Raw genomic sequence first — 14,916 nt, 5'->3', positions numbered from 1 at the left:
GCTTTATTTTGTATCAAGTTATCTGGAAAACTTTATAAATTGAAATCCGAATTTTTGGAGCATGAGGAAATTTGCATTGATTTCACTCACGTTAATAATGCTTACTGCAGCAGCGAGTGCCACCACGTTTCACGGGGACGTGCAGAGGACAGGGAATTTCACGGCGAGTGGGGAGATTATCCCACACCTCGCCTGGAAAACTCAGCTGACCGGGCTTGTGGGAGCGTCACCTGTTTACTACAACGGTCACATTTACGTCACAAACTGGTTCGGCTGGGGTGACTGGCAGCCCGGACTTTACTCTCTCAACGCCACAACCGGCAGCGTGGAGTGGAGAAACGCGACAATCTCCGGCGCATCCAGCGTAGCTGTCTTCGGAAACCTGCTGGTTGTGGGTGACATTACCGGAATGCTGTATTATGTAGATGCGGCAAGTGGCGATATTGTCAAGGCGGTAAAGCTTGAAAGCTCCCCCTTGTGGTGGGGCATTGCATCATCACCGCTCGTTTACAACGGGTCGGTTTACGTTACAACGTTCTCCAACGGAACGCTCTGGAAGATCGATTCTGACGGCAATGTGGTGTGGCGTTACACCACAGGAGGGGAGATTGGTCCCTACACCTCGCCATCAGCATTTAAAGGTCTGGTGTTCTTCGCAGGCAATGAAAGCGGGAACGGCCTTCTGGTTGCCGTGAATGAGAGCGGAGTGGAGCAGTGGAAGTTTCCGGTTGATGGCAAAATCACCAACTCTCCCTCAACAGATGGACAGAGAGTTTACGTTGCCACAGAAACCAAACTTTATGCCGTGAATCTCGACGGAACCGAAGCCTGGAGTGTAGCCTTTAGCGGAACGATGTCAACGGCGGCCGTTGCTTACGGGAATGTTTACATCGGATCAGATGGTAAGCTCTACTGCTTTAACGCCAGCGACGGCACGAAGAAATGGGAGACTGCTGTTAACGGAAAGATTGACTCGTCGCCTGCTGTCGCGGGCGGTGTTGTTTACTTCGCCACAAACACACCTGAGGGAACGCTTTATGCTGTTGATGCGCTCAGCGGTGAAGTGCTGTGGTATTACCGCTTATCTCCCCCTTCGGGGAGCTACTACAACATCATGTCGTCACCGTTCATAGCTGAAAATAAGCTTTTCATCGGGGCCGACAGCGGATACGTTTACTGCTTCGAGACATCTGGAAGCTTCGAGTTTAACGTTACGCTGATTCCCGGAAAGTTCGAGGTTCTCGTCAACGGAAACAGCTATGAAGTTAACAGAACAACGGCTCTCGGAGCGCTTTATGAGTCTGAAAATCATACGGTGAATGGAGCAAAGGTCTGGTTTGAGGTAAGTCTTGATGACAGCTGGTATTCCCAGTACGGTTTCTTCATAAAAACCATCATGGGCCTCGGAACCGATCAAATTGACGGTAACTGGATTTACTGGAGTGTATGGAACGAAACCGGGCAAATATCTGTTGGAGCTGACCGATACAACCTAAACCAGAAGGAAACTGTATATTACTGCTACGGAGACGGAAGCAGCCTCAACAGCTGCCTAATTCTGCTGAAAATTAATGCTGATGTAAAACCAGCAGGTATCTCATCTCTTGAGCTTTCAAACGGGAACAGGGGAGGGAACATAACGGCGTGGGTGAATGTAACCTCTGCCTCTACTGACTGGTATGTCGTCGTTGTGAGCGGTGTGGGTGAGCAGGGGGAGGCGATAGCTGGCATCTCAACCTTCCGCCTCAATGCGGGAGAGGAGCTGAGAGTTCCGGTGCTCATCCACATCCCGCAGCTTGCTGATCAGGGGACTTACAGCCTCTATGCAGGAGTTTACAGGTTCAGCGAGTATCCTGCCAACCTGATTCACCTCTATGGCCCGGCAAGCTGTGAGGTGAGCTGATGCGCCTGCTGGCGGCTTTATTTATTCTTCTCATCCTGACCCCCGCCTCCGCTCTCACTCTCGACGTGAGCGGGGGGTGTGTGGATAAACCGGTTGAAGTTGTAACTGACAAGGAAGCAACAATTGTTTTCAGAATGAATTCAGGCACACCAGTTTTCGCTGAAGTTTCACCATCAAATCCCGCTTACTTCAAGCCGAGAGTTCCTGGAGAGCTTGTTGTAATCGCCATGGCAGGAGATGAGCAGGTCACCAAAACTCTGCAGGTTACAACCTGCAGCAGTGGCAGCAGTGGTGGAGGAGGCACTACTTCTAAGCAGTACCTTCCCTACGGGACGTTCGAAGTTCTTGGCAAAGAAGTTGAGTGGAGAACCGCTTACGGAGCGCTGAAAAAGGCATCGGAAATAATGGGATTCTCCATAACTCCCGAACTTACCGACTGGGGAATCTTCGTAAAATGCGTGAGGGATTTGTGCAAGGGGGATATAGGGGAGACTTCAGGCTGGATGTACTGGGTCAACTACCCTAACGAGCCGTTGCCGGGAGTTGCGGCTACAGAGAAAAGAGTCTATCCCGGAGATAGGATAGTCTGGTACTTCTCCAGAAGCATGAGCGACACCCCTGACTCCTCACCCTTCAAGATATACATAGACATAGGGGACAGCTATGAAATTACCGTCAGCATAATCTGGCCGTCAAAGATTCCACCGGTGGCCGACTTTACGTTCTCCCCAGCAAACCCCGTTGCGGGAGAGGAGGTTGTGTTCAATGCCTCCAAGTCGGTTGACGATGGCCAGATAACGGATTACATCTGGAACTTCGGGGACGGAAAAAGCGGAAGGGGGGTTTCCGTAACTCACATTTACTCCGAGCCGGGAACGTATGAAGTCTCCCTCACAGTCTTCGACAACGATGCCCTCTCTGACACCATCACAAAGGCCGTAAACGTCAGCGAGCCGGGAATTCACCTGAACCTCACGGGGCAGGTTATCACCATTCAGCCCGGTAAGACGAAGGTAATTCCTTCCGAACAGCTAATGACAAACCTGTCAATAACCGGCCTGACTTTCGAATCGGAAAAACCTGTGCAGGTGGTTATTGCAGAGTCCCACATCCCTCCGGGTGTGGTTTACGGAACGTTTTACAGGTGGTTTGAGATTACGGCAAACGACTCTTTGAAGGCGACTATTGATTTCAGAGTTCCCAAAGACGTTGCCGAGGGTAGGGAAGTGGTTCTCATGAAGTACAACGGAAGCTGGTTCGAGCTGCCGACGGAGAAAACCGGGAAGGATGAGAATTACCTCTACTACTCCGCCGAAACGGAATCCCTCAGCGTTATTGCGATAACCATCAAGTGGGACAGCTTCCCCCTCAATGTAACTGATGCGAGAATCCAGAAGGCCCTGGACTGGCTCAGGACGATTCAAAACGATGATGGTGGGTTTGCGAATCCGGGTGAGAACAGCAGCATTTCTGCGACCGCGTGGGCAATCATGGCCATAGTTGCTGCAGGTCAGGACCCCCATGAGTGGGTTAAAAACGGAAAAAGCCCCATCGACTTTGTGAGGGAAAGGCTGAAAGATGAGATGGGCACGATGGGGGCTGAGGACTACGCGAGAACCATACTGGCCCTTGTTTACGCAAACGAGAATCCGAGGAACTTTGCAGGCGTTGACCTCGTGGGAAAGCTGAAGTCCTACATGAAGGAAAACGGGCAGATAGGGGACTTCACCTACAAGACCATCTGGGGAATCATCGCCCTGGCATCGGTTGGTGAGAACACAACAGCATCTGCAGAGTGGCTGAAAGCTCAGCAGGATGTCGATGGGGGATTCGCCTGGAGTGCGGGGGAGGAGAGCGACTTCGACGACACTGCAGCAGCGATTGAGGCTCTGATAGCTGCAGAGGAGCCAAGAGATTCGGATGTGATCAAAAAAGCCCTTGATTACCTCAAGACCGGACAGAACGACGATGGTGGGATGAGGTACTTCGGGAGTTCAGCAAGCAACGCTGCCAGTGATGCTTGGACGATACAGGCCCTCGTTGCCGCGGGAGTCAATCCGATGGAGTGGGCAAAGAACAACACGAGTGTGGTGGAGCATCTGCTTAGCCTTCAGACGGAGGACGGCTACTTCAAGTACACAAAGTATCAGACCTCCAATCCCGGTTTCATGACAGTTTCAGCCATCATTGCATTGCTGGGAAAGCCGCACCCGATTAAGGTGAACGCATCTGTTGCTACCGCTCCTGCAATCACCGCTACTACCACCACTACTGCAACGGCATCTACTACAACCACCACCACAACTGCTACCACCACAACTACGGCAGCTGCTGAGAGAAAATCCACTCCCGGCTTTTCATCAGCTGCAGCAATTGCGGCATTAGCTTTAACTGCAGCCCTTTTAAGGAGAAAAACATGAGGAAGCACACAATCTTACTTTTACTTTTAATCGCCGCCATTCTTCCTCTCTGCTCATCCAAACCGGCGGAGGAGCATACATCTTTCAACCTAACGGAAATTCTCAACGCCACACCGGTGGATGATACAGGCTACACCATTAACGAGGGAAATCCGCAGAGAATAGTGTCTCTCGCTCCAAGCAACACGGAAATTCTCTTCGCTATTGGTGCGGGTGATAGGGTTGTGGGAGTGACGGACTACTGCAATTACCCGCCCGAGGTGGTGGAAAAAAAGAAGAAGGGAGAGCTTGTGAGCATTGGCGGATACACGACGATAAATATAGAGAAGGTGGTTTCCCTCAAACCCGACCTTGTCGTTGCCACATACGGCAACGGAATCGAGAACATAGAAACGCTGAGAAGGATGGGCTTGACGGTGATAGCCTTTGACCCGAAAAGCGTTGAGGATGTGATGAAGGACATTATTCTGATTGGAGTAGCTACTGGAGAGAAGGAGAACGCCACGAAGCTTGTTCAAGAAATGCTTGAGAGGATTGAGAAGGTTAGAGAGAGTATGAAGGACAAGCCGAAGTCAGGGTTGCCCACATCCTTTGGTATGACCCGATATGGGTTAGCGGGAAGAACACGTTCATCGATGAGGTGATAAGGCTTGCTGGAGGTGAGAACGTCTTTAACTTTGATGGCTGGAGAACAGTGAGTGTTGAGGACTTGATTGCAGCCAATCCAGACGTGATTATTGTCAGCAGCGGCTCGGGGATGGGTGGAGGAAAAGACGTCGTTTACGAGTGGGTTGTAAGCGATGACAGGTTGAGCGGAATTAAGGCCGTGAAGGAAGGGAGGGTTTACGTCGTCGATGCGGACATAATAAACCGACCTTCATACAGGCTTGCAGAGGCGATTGAGGTTGTTGCTGACCTCATTCACAAGTAATTTTTGATAAAGTTCAATTATATCCGGAACCTCTCCATCGGAAAGAACTCCGTTATGTTTATCAAAACCTTCCCGCGGTGTATAATGTTGTAGTTTCTTGAAATCACTCTCCTATCGGCAATTCCAAGCTCCTTGGCGAGAGCTAAATCAGCCTCCTCAACCCTGCTCCACCTAATCTCTCTCCTCGCCTCTATGTTGTGCTTTCTCATGATCTTTCCGATAGGGATGTCTGCTCTCATCAAATCCTCCCTGAAGCTGTTTTCGAGCCTTTTGAGGGGTGTGAAGGAGATGGCCTTGGCGTATATCTCCCCATTTGCCCTGAGGTAAACAACCCTGTAGTTCACCTCATCCCCCTCATCTATTTCGAGGAGCTCTGCAAGCTCTCTGTCAGCTCTGATAATCTTTTGCTCCAGCGTCTCAACCTCCACCTTTTTCTGCGTTACAGCCTCAATAATCGCCGTTATCGAGCCATCCGTTGTCATCAGAATGCGGTGAATTGCGTTCATAACTTGTCAATCTCCTTGACAGGCCTCCCATCCTTTGTCTCGGGAGCGATATAGTCCAGAAATCTCGAAAAGGGAATGTTGTTCAGCCTGAAGGTAACCTTAATGGGTGACAGCACTGCATTCTCATCGCAGAAGTTGATTCTGGAAACCGTCGCCGTCTGCTTGTTCAGGTAAATCGTGACCTCCTTCCCGTTCCTACCTTTAAGTATTTCGCTCCTCGCGGTGTCGAGGATTCTCTGCTTTCTGAGCAGTTCTCTGAACCTATCAAGGCTGTAAGCTCTGCCGTAAACCTCCCCCTCCTCGCTGATCTCTATCTCCGCATCTGGGAAAATGTTTCTGATGGCTTTCAGAACTTTGTCCTCGCTTTCCGTGGGATGAATCTTGGTTCTGATTTCAATCTCAACGTTCTTTGCTAGCTTGAGCAGAATCTGCCTGATTTTCTCGACGAAATCCTCGTAGCTGCCCGTATTCTCCACTGTGAAGTCTGCCATCTCCATCGCTTCTTTCAGCCCCCAACTCTCCTCTCTCCTGTCCCTTTCCTTCAGTTCCTCAATGCTCGAAACGTCGTCGCTTCTCTTCCTCATCTTAACTCTTTCAAACCTAACTTCCAGCGGACACTCGATGGCGATGAGGACGAAATCATCACCAAAAGCCTTTTTGAACCTCTCTACTTCAGCCACTCCCCTTATTCCGTCAACAACAACCACGCCATGCTCTTTCAGAAGCTCCCGGATTTTCGGTATGCATCTCTTGGCTATCGCGTCCATCCCCTCTTTCTCTCTCAGCTCCCTCGCCACTTTCCCCAGATTCTCGTCTGTGAGCTCGAGCCCCCTTCTTGCAGCTTCTTCTCTGACAACATCGCCCATAACGACAACAGGAAGTCCAAGCTCCCTCGCAACTTCTGCAGCGGTGCTCTTACCACTCAGGGGGTAGCCCACAAAGGCAATTACCTTCATCTCCAACACCACACTCGCAGTGGATTAAGGCGTAGAAGGCTGCGGCAAGTCTATAATCCTTCTCCTCAGCCCTAACCTCCACTACTCTTTCCTCAACCTCGTCAACTTCTCGCCCCAAATAGTTGTCGTAAATCCACCTTTCTTCACCGCTGATCAAAACCGCATACCTCGCCCCCCTGATTTTTGAGTAGCTTTTCAGGAAGGTTTTGACAGGCTCTAAGGCTGTGGGGGCAGCGAAGTCGAGGCAGAGCAGTATCTTCCCATCTTTAACTCCTAAGTGGGACGCCCTAACGTAGTAACTTCTGCCATTGAGCTCTATCGCTATACCCTCATCCCTAACAAACTCAACGTTCATGCCTTCCCTTTTACCTTCTTCAGGATGACTTTAGAAAATATTGGTTTCTCCTTTATCAGCCCCTCTGGCCTGTAAAGCAGTACGAAGTACATCAGCAGACCGAAGAGTATGTACTCCAGCCAAACAGCCTCGAAGGGCAGCATCAGGGCGCTCTTTATCTCGTACTTGTACATGGTCAGCAATATCTTCACAAGAACGAAGGTGAAGGTTCCGACCACAACACCTCTGTTGTTACCCGCCCCACCAAGCAGAACCATCAGGAAGGGGTAGAATGTCCACTCCACCCTAGAAAAGCTCGTTGCAATGACGTTGACAGAGTAAAGGGAGAAAAGAGCGCCTGCAATTGCCGCAATCGATGAGCCGATTGCAGCGGTTTTGATTCTCAGAGTCATCACGCTCTTGCCCATAGCCTCGACGACGCTCTCGTTCTCCCTCATCGCCCTCAGAAGTCTGCCGTAGGGGGAGTTCAACAGCCTCTCAACAAAAATGTACACCAAAAGTGCAAAAAGGAGGGCTATCACGGCAAAAGCGTGTGATCTGTACTGTCCGGGCAGAAAGGCGAGGACGTCGGGAACCGAAACGCCGTAATAGCCTCCGATTATCCCCGTGTGGTAGTAGAAAACCATGAAAGCAACCTCACTTATTGCAAGCAGCGTGATGGCCAGATAGTCTTCAGAGAGCTTCGCGCTCGGCAGTATGAAGAGAGCTCCCGTAACGGCTCCTATTATCATCGCAAGAACAACGGACAGCAGAATAAGCCCGATTCCGAAGGCCGGGTTGTTGGCTATAATCTCATTGACAGTGGAAGCCAGCCTGCCCGTAGCTTCTTTGAGCTCCCCACCCTGAATGTTAAAGGCCAGCATCAGGAGTCTGTTGACTAGTCCTCCAACCGTAAAGGCTCCCATCAGCACGGCTAAAGCTCTTCCAAAGTTGGGGATTCCGGCGAATCCGTACTCTATGTTCAGGCTTAGGCTGACGATTGTGTATAGACCAAACCATAGTGCTAGGTTGAGTATTATCTGCTCCATAGCAACCTCCTCCACTTCACACCTGTAAGGCCCTTGGGGGCGAGGATAAGTGTTGCGACTAGCACCAGCAACGAAACAACTCTGCCGTAGAGCAAAACTCCTGTTCCGAACACAGAGGAAAGTGCGTAAGTAACACTTGTCTCCGAAAATCCTATTATGTAGCCTCCGAGCAATGCTCCGTAGATTGTTGAAAGCCCCCCGACAATGCTCGAAGCAAATATGGAGACAATGATGATTGCACCCGTGCTCGGAACTATTTCGTACTTGAATGGCAGCAGACACCCCGCCATCGCAGCCAAAGCGCCTGAAAGAAACCACGAGAAGAGCCTCGTGTACTCCACATTGACACCCATCACCTCAGCCAGAGCGGGGTTCTCCATCGAGGCCCTCAGGGCAACTCCGAACTTTGTTTTGTAAAGCAGCGTTACGAGTGATGCGAGAACAATAATTATAACCAGGGAAGAAACGAAGAGTGAGGCGGAGAAGGAAAACATCTTGAAGTCTGTCGGGATAAAGGTGAACTTCGAGGCGGATTTTCTGGTTATGGTTGCGAGAGTTTCAGAGTATGAGCCAATAATGCCAAGGAGAATCAAGTCAAAGGCCAGCGTTGCAATCATCAAAATCACTACGGAGGCGCCGCGCCTGATGAGCGGGCGCAGGATGAGGATGTAGGTTGCAATGCCAAGCAAACCGCCAAGTGCAAAAGCAACGGGCAAAGAAGCGTAGGGGTGGATGCCAAAAAGCCTCAGCATGGTCAGGGCCACGTATGAGCCAAATATTGCGAAGCTCCCCTGCGCGAAGTTGGGAACTGCCGTAGTTATGTAGGTAATGGTGAGCCCTATGCTCAGCAATACGAGAAGGTTGGAGTATATGAGAGACCCTTCGATAATATTTTTGACGATCTCGAAAGATGAAATAGTATCCATAGACTCCGAGCTTTAGTAAAGTTTTAAAATTTTAACGTTGTATAAACGCTATGCGAAGGGGGAACAAAATAGTTTTGGCGGCCGTATTAATGGCTGTAGTGCTTGCGCTCTGTGCACAACCAGCAGAGCAGAAGCCGGGGGAGGGTCAGAAAACAGCAATAAAAATAGGCGTGATGATTGACCTCTCCGGCCCGCTGACAACCTACGGAAACAGCATCAAGAACACGCTGGAAATTGCGAAGGAAGATATAAACGCGTATCTTGAGGAGAAGGGTTTGCCCTACACTGTGGAGTTCTACGTCGAGGACACCAAGGTTGACCCAAAGATAGCTCTTGAAAAGATTCAGAGCCTGCATTCTAAAGGGATTAACCTTGTTATAGGGCCAATGGGTAGCGGAGAAGTGAGCAATATAAAGGGGTATGTACAGTCAAACAAAATAATAATAATCTCACCGTCTTCCACATTGCTGCCCAGCCTCCTCGGAATTACCAAGCCCGAAGATAAGAAGTACATCTTCAGATTTGTTGGTACTGACGACCTGCAGACTGACGCAATAACGGCTGAACTCAAGGACCTTGGCATTAAGGCAGTAATCATAACCTACACCGGAAACGACTGGGGTAAGGGGCTTTATGAGACTATTAAACCCAAGCTCGATGCAGCAGGAATTGAAATCGTTGGCGAACCGGTAGAATATCCGTCACCACCACCGGCGGACTTCTCCCCGTACATCGCGACGCTCGAAAGCAAGCTGAACGACGCTCTCCAGAAGTATGACGCTTCAGAAGTTGCCGTTGTAGCTTTCAGCTACGAAGAGGCGGCGACAATGCTCGCTCAGACCAAGGATGACAGCCCACTGCTGAACGTCCTGTGGCTGGGCTGCGATGGTACTGCGCTGAGCGATAAAATGCTCGAAGTCTGCGACAAGGCGAGCAAAGTCAGAATGCTGAGCACGCTCTTCGAATCAAAAGGAGAAGCCTATGAGCAGCTGGCGAAGAAGTACAAGGAGAGAGGGTTCGGAGATTCGCCCTACCAGTACGCTCTAAACGCCTACGATGCGGCATGGGTGCTGGTTCTCAGCTACATTGAGGTCGTTAAGGAGAAGGGCAGCTACGATCCAGATGCTATGAACGCCAAGATTCCCGAAGTGACGGAGAAGTACAGCAAGGGAGAGTACGGAGTAAAGCCGGTCTCGGGTTACATAAAGCTCAACGAGTGGAATGACAGAGCAAGCGGTGACTACGCAATCTACGAAGTAACTCAGGACTGCAAGTGGCAGACTGCCGGCATTTGGAAGTTCACGGAAAACAAGATAGAGTGGCTATGAAGATTTTACAAACTCAAAATCTTTCCAAATTTTTTGACGGTCTCAAGGCTTTGAACAGAGTCAATATTGGTGTGGAAAAGGGCAGTATAACGCTCGTCATCGGCCCAAACGGCAGCGGAAAGACGACCTTCATCAACACCGTTTCTGGTTTCTACAGAGCGGATGAGGGCAAGGTTTTCTTTGAGGGAAAGGACATAACCAACAAGCCTCCCCACGAAATCAGCAGACTGGGCATAGTCAGGACCTTTCAGATCCCCCAGCCGCTGAAAAAGATGACCGTGCTCGAAAACTTGCTGATAGCTCCTGAAGGATACGGAGAGCGCATCTTTCACTCAGTGAGCGGCAGATGGCTGAAAGAGGAGGAGGAAATAGTTGAGAAAGCCTTCAGGATTTTAGAATTCCTGAAGCTCGACCACCTGTGGGACAGTGAAGCTCAAAACCTGAGTGGCGGGCAGCTGAAGCTGCTGGAAGTGGCGAGGGCGATGATGAAGGATGCAAAGCTGCTTATAATGGACGAGCCAATAGCAGGAGTAAATCCAGTTCTGTCTCACAGCATGCTTGAGAGGTTCGTTGAGCTTAAAAAGATGGGTGTCAGCTTTCTCATCGTCGAGCACAGGCTGGACATAGTGCTTAAATACACAGACCACATATACGTTATGGCCAACGGCAGTGTGATTGCAGAGGGCAAGGAGGAGGACATCCTGAACAATCCGAAAGTGGTGGAGGTGTATCTCGGTGCTCAGGACAGTGAAATTGAATGCGGGGTATAAGGAACTCCACATCCTCTTCGATGTGGATGCGGACATAAAGAAGAACTCAATTACAGCGGTAGTTGGCCCTAACGGCTCAGGAAAGTCAACGCTGCTCAAATCAATTTTCGGCCTCGCCACCGTTCACTCGGGACAGGTTTTCCTAAACGGGGGAGAGATAACCTCACTGCCCCCCCACACAAGAACAAAGCTGGGAATCGCCTATCTCCCTCAGACGGACAACGTCTTCGCCAACCTCACTGTTGAAGAGAACCTGAAGATTGCCGCCTACACAGTTGACAAGGAAGAGGTGAAGGACAGGATTGATGCAGCTCTCGATGCCTTCCCTGAGCTAAGGGCCTTCATGAAAAGGAAAGCTGGAACGCTGAGCGGTGGAGAGAGGCAGATGCTGGCAATGGCCACAGCTCTGGTGAGAAAGGCCAACGTTCTCATGCTGGATGAGCCAACAGCTCAGCTATCGCCAAAGTTTGCGGAGATAATCTTCGACAGAATTCTGAAGCTGAGGGATGACCTGAAGCTCACAATCCTGCTGGTCGAGCAGAATGTGCAGAGAGCTTTAGAAATCAGCGATAATGCTTATCTGCTTGTCAGCGGTAGGGTTGCTTTCAACGGAACTGCGAACGAGCTTCTGGAGCACGAGAAGTTTGAGAAGCTCTGCATGGGTATTGTTGATTGAAGTTTTTTGTAGATTTTACCTAATCAGAATTATTGCTACCTTCGATTTTGGTTTGATGATTTTATCAAAGATCCTCTGCTTAAGCGTGCCTTGAGATAATTGGCGAGGCTTTAAATAATCGGTTTGACTCCTCAGCCCTTCGGATTGCCACCAAGCTTCCCATTTTTATCCAGCTCAACGTAAACACCCTTTCTTTTGACGTGATCTATCAGCCTTGCATAGGTGCCATTAACACTTAGAGTTTCCGAATCGCCAACCATTATCAGCTTCCTTCTCGCCCTCGTCAGTGAAACGTTCAGCCTTCTCAGGTCATCAAGGAAGCCAATCTCTCTCTTCCTGTTGCTTCTGACGAATGAAATGATTATAACCTCCTTCTCCCTCCCTTGAAATCCGTCAACGCTGCTGACCTCCACGTCAACCTTCTCCCTCAGCAGGTCAACCTGGTCATCGTAGGGGGTTATAACTCCAATCTGCTCCTTTTTTAAGCCCATTTTCAGCAACTCGGTAACGATTTCTGTCACAATTTCTGCCTCAAGCCTGTTGTACCTAGACGTTGAATCCGCAAGCTTTCCCTCCCACCTGTTCTTGCATTTTGAGGTGTCTATGAACACCAGGGGCTCATCTCCAAGTATCTCTCTCAGCTTCTCAGCCTCTCTCTTCGCTATCTGGCTTAAGGCTATCGCTGTGCAGCTCTCATGCGCCACTATCCTTCCGCCGTAGAACTCCCTGCTTGGAAACTCCATCAGTTTCTCATTCATCCTGTACTGAACGTTTAGAAGCTGGGATTTTTCAGGGTAGAGCTCAATTAGCTTCTCGAAGAGAGTCTCTGAAAGCTTCTCTGCCTTCATTACCGTTGGCGGGAGCTGTCGGTGGTCTCCAGCAAGGATGAACTTCCTCGCCCTGTTTATTGGTATTAGAACGCTTGGAATCGTTGCCTGACTTGCTTCGTCAATTACTGCAGTATCAAAGCTTTCTTCGAGCAAAAAGGCGGAGGAGTTTGTCGAAATCACAACATCGCTCTCCTCAATGATCTCCTTAACGATTCTCTCCTCCTCTTCCTTCATCTCCGTGTAAAGCTGGTCAAGAGCCTTTCTCGCCTCAATCCACTCTGCCATCGACCTTATTTTTTTAGCTGCAACACCTCTCGCCCCTCTGTTGCTTCTGGCAAGCCTTAAAATCTCCTCATCGCTCAGACCACGCCTCAATTGGGGGGATGGCTTGGTCAGCCTTTCCATTCTTCTTTCAATCTCCTCAATCTTCCCCTTAATTTCCTCAATCCTCTTGTAATCGGGGTGGTTGAGGACGAGGGAGGCAAGGGTGTGCTCCTTAAGCCTTTTCTCAACCCTCGAAGGGTGGCCGAGCCTGACGATTTTCATGTCTGAGAGAAGCTCAACGAGGTTGTCAACGGCGGTGTTGCTTTCAGCTGTAACGAGAACTCTCTCACCCCTCTTAACGAGCTGCCTTACCACCTCAACAACTGTTCTCGTCTTTCCTGTTCCAAAGGGGCCGTGAATGAGGAAGAAGTCGTCAGTTGAGACGGCACAGCCAACAGCTTTGAGCTGCGCTCTGTTTAAGGAAGAGTCGAAAGGCTTGAAGTCTTCACATTCTGTTTTGGAGGGCTCTTCAAGGCCAAGGGCAAATTTCAGCGCCCTCTTTCCATTTTCCGTCAGATTCTCAAGGTTTTCAATCCACCTCTTGAAGGTGAGGTCGCTGGCATACAAATCAATTCTTACATCCCTCAGCGCCCACTCCGGAACGGATTCGAGAGAGACGGTAAGGTATCTGCTCCCCTTCTCTACCACAACTCCTCTCAAATCGCTTTTCAGCGGGTCACCTCTGCTGATTAGCACTTCATCTCCAACAGAAATCTCGGTCTCTATTGCTTTCCTCCTCCCGTACCTTACAAGCTTGAAGCCAAGCTCTTCTCCAACCACCTTACCTCTCAGCCCCAGAACAGCCCTCCCCTTCCTTTCTCTCTTCTCTCCGCTCAACCGCCTTATCTCATCCATCATTGCGGAAATCTGAGCATCTCTCTCAACCTCTGTTAGCCTGATCAACCCCTCTATGAACTCTTTCACAGCCTTAGTTGGGGGAAGGTTAATAAGTGAGATTGTGAATAAAATATCATGAACAACTGGTGGGTTTACCCCTGCTTTGAGATTGATGTCGTTGCGAGCGGCTTTGATTTGCCAGTGGCCATTGCTTTTCCTTCTGAGCAGAGAAAGGGGAAGAATGACGTTGTTGAGCTATACGGAAAGGTGAAGTAACGAATAAACGGAAATGGGCGGGCATCTGATGGGCAAAGGCGATGAGGGAGATATCCGAGGATTGAAGCTCATTTCGAGGTAAGACTTAAGTAATACTCCGTCTTACTCAAATTATGCCAAAGGTCAAAACCTCCTCAAAGGGGCAGATAGTCATACCGAAGAGATAAGGGATGCACTGGGGATAAAGCCCGGAACGGTCATGAACGTTCACTTGGAGGGCAAGAAGATAATCCTCGAACCTTCTCCCGAACCACCGGACATTTTCGTCGATCTCGGAGAGAGGTCTGAGCAGATATTGAAAGAGTCCAGAAAAATCGACGAGGAAAGAATGAGAAAACTCCTGAGGGATCTTGGTGTCGAAGGCGGTGATTGACACCGGCGTATTTGTTGACTACATTGACAGGAAGTCTCCGCTCCACGATGTAGCAAGAAATGTAATCAACTCTATTGGGCAGCTTGAGGTTCTTCTACCCTACGTCACCATAGCAGAGATCTGCTACGTCACTGCGAGAGTGCTGAGGGAAGCAGGTATCGAAGAGTGGCTTGAAAAGTCCGTGGAGTTCGTTGAGTGGCTACAAAGGCACCCCGCAGTGGAAGTTGTCTGCTCAACCGAGCTCGACGTTGAGGCAGCTAAAGTTAAACTTCGATACGGCCTCGCCCTTGCGGACTGCTACGTCCTCGCCCTGTCCAAGCTGAAAAACTGCAAAGCAGTTTTCAGAAAGAGAGAGAAGGAGATGCCCGACAAAGTGGAGAAGGATTTTGACGTTATATTTCTCGAAGACTACGTCGGAGGTGATAGGTAGGGTGAGGGAGAAGGACGACACCTACTCCAAGAGATGGGGTAAGTGGG

16 protein-coding genes are annotated in these 14,916 nt (G+C 49.9%); 10 read left to right on the top strand and 6 right to left on the bottom strand.

Annotated elements, in window-relative coordinates; translation table 11 throughout:
- The first annotated feature begins 61 nt into the window (after positions 1–61).
- From AF_RS07050 to AF_RS13725, 4 genes are read left to right on the top strand one after another with little or no spacing between them, the layout of a single operon-like run.
- Positions 62–1,903, top strand: a complete 1,842-nt coding sequence (locus tag AF_RS07050; protein ID WP_010878896.1) for a PQQ-binding-like beta-propeller repeat protein — start codon at positions 62–64, stop codon at positions 1,901–1,903.
- The gene (locus AF_RS07045) at positions 1,903–4,323 is read left to right on the top strand and encodes a PKD domain-containing protein (RefSeq protein ID WP_010878895.1); all 2,421 of its coding nucleotides are present in this window, start codon (positions 1,903–1,905) and stop codon (positions 4,321–4,323) included. Before AF_RS07050 ends, AF_RS07045 begins: the two co-directional genes overlap by 1 nt.
- Positions 4,320–4,967: an ABC transporter substrate-binding protein gene (locus AF_RS07040; protein WP_257640110.1), complete on the top strand. Its 648-nt coding sequence runs from the start codon at positions 4,320–4,322 to the stop codon at positions 4,965–4,967. The genes AF_RS07045 and AF_RS07040 overlap by 4 nt, the downstream gene beginning before the upstream one ends.
- Entirely contained in the window at positions 4,964–5,254 is a 291-nt protein-coding gene (locus AF_RS13725; protein WP_257640109.1) for an ABC transporter substrate-binding protein, read from the top strand. The genes AF_RS07040 and AF_RS13725 overlap by 4 nt, the downstream gene beginning before the upstream one ends.
- A 17-nt stretch (positions 5,255–5,271) precedes the next feature.
- On the opposite strand, the gene AF_RS07035 is transcribed toward AF_RS13725, so the two are convergent.
- Genes AF_RS07035 through AF_RS12890 form a run of 5 tightly spaced genes read right to left on the bottom strand, consistent with a single transcriptional unit; the run spans position 5,272 to position 9,025 of the window.
- Positions 5,272–5,760 carry a chorismate pyruvate-lyase family protein gene (locus AF_RS07035; protein ID WP_010878893.1) on the bottom strand — a complete coding sequence of 163 codons (489 nt, stop codon included), beginning with the start codon at positions 5,758–5,760 and terminating at the stop codon, positions 5,272–5,274.
- Positions 5,757–6,716: an AAA family ATPase gene (locus AF_RS07030; RefSeq protein ID WP_010878892.1), complete on the bottom strand. Its 960-nt coding sequence runs from the start codon at positions 6,714–6,716 to the stop codon at positions 5,757–5,759. Before AF_RS07030 ends, AF_RS07035 begins: the two co-directional genes overlap by 4 nt.
- Entirely contained in the window at positions 6,676–7,071 is a 396-nt protein-coding gene (locus AF_RS07025) for a hypothetical protein (RefSeq protein ID WP_010878891.1), read from the bottom strand. Before AF_RS07025 ends, AF_RS07030 begins: the two co-directional genes overlap by 41 nt.
- On the bottom strand, positions 7,068–8,099 hold the full coding sequence (locus AF_RS07020; protein WP_048064384.1) for a branched-chain amino acid ABC transporter permease: 1,032 nt from the start codon (positions 8,097–8,099) through the stop codon (positions 7,068–7,070). The genes AF_RS07025 and AF_RS07020 overlap by 4 nt, the downstream gene beginning before the upstream one ends.
- The gene (locus AF_RS12890) at positions 8,087–9,025 is read right to left on the bottom strand and encodes a branched-chain amino acid ABC transporter permease (protein WP_010878889.1); all 939 of its coding nucleotides are present in this window, start codon (positions 9,023–9,025) and stop codon (positions 8,087–8,089) included. The genes AF_RS07020 and AF_RS12890 overlap by 13 nt, the downstream gene beginning before the upstream one ends.
- 50 nt (positions 9,026–9,075) lie before the next feature.
- Between AF_RS12890 and AF_RS07010 the strand changes: the two genes are divergently transcribed.
- Genes AF_RS07010 through AF_RS07000 form a run of 3 tightly spaced genes read left to right on the top strand, consistent with a single transcriptional unit; the run spans position 9,076 to position 11,799 of the window.
- Positions 9,076–10,353, top strand: coding sequence for an ABC transporter substrate-binding protein (locus tag AF_RS07010; RefSeq protein WP_010878888.1), 1,278 nt, complete (start codon positions 9,076–9,078; stop codon positions 10,351–10,353).
- Positions 10,350–11,123: an ABC transporter ATP-binding protein gene (locus AF_RS07005; protein ID WP_048064383.1), complete on the top strand. Its 774-nt coding sequence runs from the start codon at positions 10,350–10,352 to the stop codon at positions 11,121–11,123. The genes AF_RS07010 and AF_RS07005 overlap by 4 nt, the downstream gene beginning before the upstream one ends.
- On the top strand, positions 11,089–11,799 hold the full coding sequence (locus tag AF_RS07000) for a branched-chain amino acid ABC transporter ATP-binding protein (protein ID WP_010878886.1): 711 nt from the start codon (positions 11,089–11,091) through the stop codon (positions 11,797–11,799). The genes AF_RS07005 and AF_RS07000 overlap by 35 nt, the downstream gene beginning before the upstream one ends.
- A 131-nt stretch (positions 11,800–11,930) precedes the next feature.
- On the opposite strand, the gene AF_RS06995 is transcribed toward AF_RS07000, so the two are convergent.
- Positions 11,931–13,877 (bottom strand): IGHMBP2 family helicase, encoded by a 1,947-nt coding sequence (locus AF_RS06995; protein ID WP_010878885.1) that lies wholly within the window; start codon positions 13,875–13,877, stop codon positions 11,931–11,933.
- Between the two features lie 48 nt (positions 13,878–13,925).
- Here AF_RS06995 and AF_RS13125 point away from each other — a divergent pair, with 48 nt between their 5' ends.
- From AF_RS13125 to AF_RS06990, 3 genes are all read left to right on the top strand, one after another.
- Complete coding sequence (locus AF_RS13125) at positions 13,926–14,066, top strand: hypothetical protein (protein ID WP_010878884.1); 141 nt, start codon at positions 13,926–13,928, stop codon at positions 14,064–14,066.
- A 163-nt stretch (positions 14,067–14,229) separates the two neighbouring features.
- Complete coding sequence (locus tag AF_RS13120) at positions 14,230–14,439, top strand: hypothetical protein (protein ID WP_372429227.1); 210 nt, start codon at positions 14,230–14,232, stop codon at positions 14,437–14,439.
- Complete coding sequence (locus AF_RS06990) at positions 14,420–14,869, top strand: type II toxin-antitoxin system VapC family toxin (protein ID WP_010878882.1); 450 nt, start codon at positions 14,420–14,422, stop codon at positions 14,867–14,869. Before AF_RS13120 ends, AF_RS06990 begins: the two co-directional genes overlap by 20 nt.
- The last annotated feature ends 47 nt before the right edge of the window (positions 14,870–14,916 follow it).

The sequence above is a fragment of the Archaeoglobus fulgidus DSM 4304 genome, assembly GCF_000008665.1.
GTDB classification, from domain to species: domain Archaea; phylum Halobacteriota; class Archaeoglobi; order Archaeoglobales; family Archaeoglobaceae; genus Archaeoglobus; species Archaeoglobus fulgidus.
The sequence above is the reverse complement of the archived record's forward strand: the minus strand, read 5'-3'. Positions and strand labels throughout refer to the sequence as shown.

Excerpts from the sequence above, each read along its gene's own strand:
- AF_RS07045 (WP_010878895.1), top strand. The coding sequence starts at position 1,903 with ATGCGCCTGCTGGCGGCTTTATTTATTCTTCTCATCCTGACCCCCGCC.
- AF_RS13125 (WP_010878884.1), top strand. The coding sequence starts at position 13,926 with ATGAACAACTGGTGGGTTTACCCCTGCTTTGAGATTGATGTCGTTGCG.
- AF_RS07040 (WP_257640110.1), top strand. The coding sequence starts at position 4,320 with ATGAGGAAGCACACAATCTTACTTTTACTTTTAATCGCCGCCATTCTT.
- AF_RS07050 (WP_010878896.1), top strand. The coding sequence starts at position 62 with ATGAGGAAATTTGCATTGATTTCACTCACGTTAATAATGCTTACTGCA.
- AF_RS07005 (WP_048064383.1), top strand. The coding sequence starts at position 10,350 with ATGAAGATTTTACAAACTCAAAATCTTTCCAAATTTTTTGACGGTCTC.
- AF_RS07020 (WP_048064384.1), bottom strand. The coding sequence starts at position 8,099 with ATGGAGCAGATAATACTCAACCTAGCACTATGGTTTGGTCTATACACA.
- AF_RS07010 (WP_010878888.1), top strand. The coding sequence starts at position 9,076 with ATGCGAAGGGGGAACAAAATAGTTTTGGCGGCCGTATTAATGGCTGTA.
- AF_RS07035 (WP_010878893.1), bottom strand. The coding sequence starts at position 5,760 with ATGAACGCAATTCACCGCATTCTGATGACAACGGATGGCTCGATAACG.
- AF_RS12890 (WP_010878889.1), bottom strand. The coding sequence starts at position 9,025 with ATGGATACTATTTCATCTTTCGAGATCGTCAAAAATATTATCGAAGGG.
- AF_RS07030 (WP_010878892.1), bottom strand. The coding sequence starts at position 6,716 with ATGAAGGTAATTGCCTTTGTGGGCTACCCCCTGAGTGGTAAGAGCACC.
- AF_RS07025 (WP_010878891.1), bottom strand. The coding sequence starts at position 7,071 with ATGAACGTTGAGTTTGTTAGGGATGAGGGTATAGCGATAGAGCTCAAT.